3 protein-coding genes are annotated in these 5152 nt (G+C 66.6%); all 3 read left to right on the forward strand.

From position 1 onward, the window contains the following. Positions 1-192: 192 nt before the first annotated feature. The gene (locus ACSLE4_RS12490; protein WP_435904767.1) at positions 193-2388 is read left to right on the forward strand and encodes a tetratricopeptide repeat protein; all 2196 of its coding nucleotides are present in this window, start codon (positions 193-195) and stop codon (positions 2386-2388) included. A 112-nt stretch (positions 2389-2500) separates the two neighbouring features. Then, positions 2501-2641, forward strand: coding sequence for a hypothetical protein (locus ACSLE4_RS12495; RefSeq protein ID WP_435904768.1), 141 nt, complete (start codon positions 2501-2503; stop codon positions 2639-2641). A gap of 104 nt (positions 2642-2745) precedes the next feature. Next, positions 2746-5152: TRAFs-binding domain-containing protein (locus ACSLE4_RS12500; protein WP_435904769.1), on the forward strand; the 2407-nt coding region annotated here is incomplete at its 3' end.

Below are 5152 nucleotides of genomic sequence, written 5' to 3' on the forward strand. Positions count from 1 at the left end.
TGACGCGAACAGAACATTTCGGTTTTCACGTCGGTTTTCGTTGGCCGAAGGCGCTAGGGTCCCCTTCGACAAGAAGGGAGATAGGGCGCGGGGCGGACGCGCATTGTGAGCACCCTCACAAAGAGGCGCGCCGGGGCATGGCCCCTGCGGGATGAGCCTCTATAATCTTCTCGTTCGAACAGGAGAGTGCGCGTGCCGGTCGTCTACGACGCTTTCATTTCCTATAGCCACGCCAAGGACAAGCCGATTGCCGCAGCACTTCAGGCGGTGATCCAGAAGCTCGGCAAGCCGTGGTATCGGCGCCGCGGCTTGCGCGTGTTCCGCGACGACACGAGCCTCTCGGCCACGCCACATCTTTGGCCGTCGATCGAGCAGGCGCTGTCCCAGTCGCGCTACCTCATTCTGCTCACCTCCCCCGAGGCAGCCGCCTCTCCCTGGGTCGGCAAGGAGATCGAGTATTGGCTCAAGAACAAGAGCCCCGACACACTCTTTATCGGCTGCACGGACGGCGACCTTTCCTGGGACAACGCGGCGGGCGATTTCAAATGGACCGGGGACACGCCCCTGACAGAAGCTCTCAGAGGAAAATTCGCCGCCGAGCCGAAATGGGTGGATCTGCGCGCCTTCCGTGACGGCGCTGATCCGCGCAATGCGCGCTTCATCGAGCTTGGCGCCGACTTCGCCGCCGCCATCCACGGCCTGCCGAAGGAAGATCTCCTCTCGCAGGAGGTGCGCCAGCAGCGCCGGGCGCTGACCCTTGCGGTGAGCGCCGCCGTGCTGCTCTTCGTGCTCGCCATCGGCGCGGTGACCGCGGGCATCGTTGCCCGCTACCAGCAGGAGCGCGCCGAGCGGAACTTCGCCGCGGCCAAGGACACGGTGAACGGCTTGATCTTCCAGATCGCGCAGGGCTTGCGCGACGTGGAGGGGATCAGGGTCGAGAGCCTCGACAAGATTCTCGGCCAGGCCCGCAGCACCGTGGAGCGCCTCACCGAGACGGATCCGGACAATCCCGAGCTGGTGCGCAGCAAGATCGCCATGCTCGATGAGTTCGCGCAGACATATCTCGCCGCCGGCAACCTCGAAGCCGCGCAGAAGAACGCCGAGGCGGCACTCGCCATCGCGCGGCGCGCGGTCTCCGAAGACCCAAGCGACAAGCACGCAAAGCGGCGTCTCTCCGTCGTACTCGTCCACGTCGGCGACGTGAAGCGAGACATGGGGAACAGCGCCGCGGCGCTCGAAGCCTACCAGGAGAGCCTCGACATCCGTGAGGCGCTCGCGGAGGGTAACCCGGACACTCCGCAATTTCAGCTCGACGTCGGCGTGAACCTCGAGCGCATCGGCGACCTCAAGACGCAAGCGGGCGACACGAAGGGCGCCCTCGGCGTCTATGAGGAGAGCCTCGCGATCCGGCGGCGTCTCGCGCAAGACGACACCGGCGCGTTCGAATGGGGCCGGCATGTTCCCGTCACCCTCGGCAAAATCTGCGACTTGAAGCGCGACACGGGCGACGCGAAAAGCGCGCTCGAAGCCTGCGACGAAGCGCTCGCGCTCGACCGCCGCATCGCCGCCTCGGACGAAAGCAACACTGAGTGGCGGCGGGCTGTGGCGCTCTCCTTGGAGCGTATAGGGCACTTGAAGCTTCAGAGCGATGATGCGCAAGGCGCGCTTCAAGCCTTCGAGGAGAGCTTGGAGATGCGCCGCCGCCTCGCGAGGATCGACCCGGGCAACACCACCTGGCAGCGCGACGTCGCCGCCATGTCGAGCCTCGTCGGACAGGCGAAGCAGGCGCTCGGCGACAATGATGCGGCGCTCGCCGCGCAAGAGGAGGCGCTGCAGATTACCCGCCGCCTCGCCGAGCGCGACCCCAATAACAGTATCTTGCTTGAGGACATCGCCATCACGCTGGATCGTCTCGGCTACGCGAAGATCACCCTAGGAGACGTTTCCGGCGCGCGCGAGGCCTGGGACGCGCGGGTGAAGGTCGCGCGCTCTCTTTCTTCACTCGATCCAGGAAATCTCGTCTGGCAGCGCGGCGTCGCGTTGGCCCTCAACACCATGGGCACGCTGCAGCAGGCAGGCGGCGACAAGGCAGGCGCGCTCGCCGTCTACAAGGAGAGCCTGGAGATCTTCCGCAAGATCGCCGCGGCCGACCCAAACAACATCATGCGCCAGCCGGACATCAACGTCGTGCTCCAGAAGATCGGCGCCATCAAGCTGGGCGCCGGCGACCGGGATGGGGCGCGCGCCGCCTACCAAGAGGCGCTCGAGATCGCCCGGAAGATGGCAAAGGCGCTCCCGGAGAAAGATGTGTGGCGCGAGGACATCGCCACGACGCGCGGCAAGATCGACGAGATCGAGCGCATGCCGGACGACACCGCGGAGCGCTGAACGGGGCATCCCCAGAGCCCTCCCATTTTACAGCTCCCCATTGTGACGAGCCTCACAGAAGCCCCGCCCGTCCCGTGCCAGTCTGAGGCTCGATGACGGCGCGGTTAGGCCTATGAAACAGCTCGACGATCTCCTGATGACGTTTTTCGCGGCCATTGTAACCGTCTCGCCGCTTGCGGGTCTCGGCGGGCTGTTGTCTCCCGCCCATGCGCACCGCCTGCTGTTGGCGTTCGCCAGTGCGGTGTGGGCATGACCATGAATATTGCGCTTCATCCCGCGCAGGCGTTGGTGGGGGTCGCCGAAATAGACTACCCTCCCGCCCTGCCGGCCAAGCTTCCGACGCGCGCTCCGACAAGCATGAACGAGACACTCGAAGATCTGGTCGCCAGATCCGCGCTGATGCGGGGAACGAGCGACGCCGCCCGCGCGCAATTGCGCCGCGCGCGCCTTGCCGTGCGCAAATTGGCTGCCGGCGAGTGCATCTTCCAGGCGGGCGACGCCGCCGACGCGGTCTATTTTTTGTTGGGCGCGCGGAACGGCGGCGACGGCCTCGATGTCGATCCGCTGGTGCAAGTCGAGCTAAAGCCGCAATCCGGCAAGCGGGCGTTCCGCTTCGAGCGCATCGTCCACGGCGAAATCTTCGGCGAGTTGGAGCTGCTGGAGCACGGCCTCGCGCCGAAATCTGCCAAGCGCACCACCTCGGCCTTTGCGCTGACGCCCGCGGCCATCGTGCCGCTGCCGCTGTCGCTGCTGTCCGATCTCATCGCCGAGGACGCGGTGTTGCGCGCCCGCCTCATCCGCATCGGCTCGCAGCGCCTCCTTGCCGCCCTCACCCAGCAGCATGAGAAAGTGCACACATTTCCCGACCTCCTTCTCGCCGACTGGCTGGTCGAGCTGTCGGCGGATATCGGCATCGCCGAGGGCAACCGCGTCCGTTTCCCGAAACGCATCGCCCAAAGCGACATCGCCGCAGATCTCGGCGTCTCCCGCGAGACCATCAGCCGGCGCCTGAACGAGTGGGAGCGCTCGGGCCTGTTGCGCACCGGGGCGCGCAGCCAGCAAATCGAGATCATCGATTATCAGCGCATCAGCCGGCTCGCGAGCCTGCGCACCGCGCGGAGCCGCGCCGCGCTCGAGCGCACCATCGAAGACATCGACGCCGCCATCGCTTGCGGCGATCTGATCCGCGCCCGCAATATCGGTCTCGACATCCTGCGCTACTACCCGTCGAGCCCCGAATTGCACCATCGCACTGCGTTGGCCGCGGCGCGCAGCGGCGACGCCAAAGGCGCGCTCGATCTCCTGAGCCGCTCGGGGCTTCCCATGGACGGCAATCTGAGCGTCCTGGAAGACGCCGTGCGCAAGGCCCGCCGCAATCCGCTCCTGCCCATGGACCGCATTCTCGGCGATCCCTTTGTCGACGAGGCCTTCGGCGAGGATGAGCCAGAGCCGCCGGCGTCGCGCCACGCCCAATGGGAAACGCAGCTTGTGGAAGACGTGGCGGCGCTGCATGCGCGGCTCCTCAAGGAGCGCGCCTTCGCAACCACCTCGAAGGACGAGCGGCGCAAGCGATCGCAGGCGTCCTTCGAGGCGTATCACCGTCTCTACGCGGCGAAGCAGGGCTACTACCCGGGCATCAACGCCGCCACCATGGCGCTCTGCGCAGGCGACACCAAGACCGCCCGAAAGATCGCCGCGCTCCTCACCGCGACCGTGCCGCAAGACGCCCAAGACTACTGGCCGCTGGCCACTCTTGCAGAAGCGCTCCTGATCGTCGGCCGGGGCGGTGAAGCCAAGGACGTGCTTCTCAAGGCGCGCGATGCACGCGGCGCCGACGACGGCGCCAAGGCCTCTACCGTGCTTCAGTTCCGCCGCATCGGCACCATGATTGACAGCAATCTCGACGTGCTTATCGACGCGCTCCGCCCCCGCAATGTGGCGGCGATCTCCGGCCACCTGTTTCGCGGCGCCGAGCTCGATGCGCAAGCTCAAGACGCCACCGAAGCCGCCATCCGAACGCGCGCGGAGGCGTTGTTCGTTGCGCACAACGTTGGCTTCGTCTACGGCGCGCTGGCCTCCGGCTCCGACATCATCTTGGCCGAGACCGCGCTCAAGATGGGTGCCGAGTTCGAGGCGGTGCTGCCCTTCAACACCGAGCGCTTCATCGACATGTCGGTCAGGATCGGCGACCCGCCGGACGCGCCCGGCAAATGGGAGAAGCGCTTCCGTGCCATCCTCGACGGCAAGCACGGTCCCTGCACGCTCACCATCATGGACCCGCAGGACCCGGTCGACCGCGATCTCGACGGCTACTTTTTCTATGGCTTCCGTTACGCCGCCGGCTGCGCGCTGCAGCGCGCCGCCATGTTGCAGACCGCCAGCGGCCTCATCGTCGTCTCCGACGACACCGAGCCGGACAGCGTCGCCGGCGCGAACCGCGTCTTCGCCGACTGGCGCAAGGCCGCCCGCCCGTTCGACCTTATCCCTTATCCGCACACCCGGCCCAAGCGCCCGAAGCGCGAACGCGGCGAGACCGCCTTTCGCCCCGTGGTGTTCCTGTGGGACGGCGCACCCGAGGCAAAGTCCGCCGCTCTCGATAAGCTGTTCAAGCAGATCGGCAAGAGCCTGGAGGCGATCGAGCGCACCCATCGTGACGGACGGCGCGGCTGCTGCCTCGTGGTCGAGACGACCGCGCAGGCGTTAGCGACGGCGCACGCCGCCATCGACGCGGCGCGGAAAGCGAAGCATCCCTTGCGCGTGATCT

This window comes from Methyloceanibacter sp. (assembly GCF_051306395.1).
In the GTDB taxonomy this organism is placed as follows: Bacteria; Pseudomonadota; Alphaproteobacteria; order Rhizobiales; family Methyloligellaceae; genus Methyloceanibacter.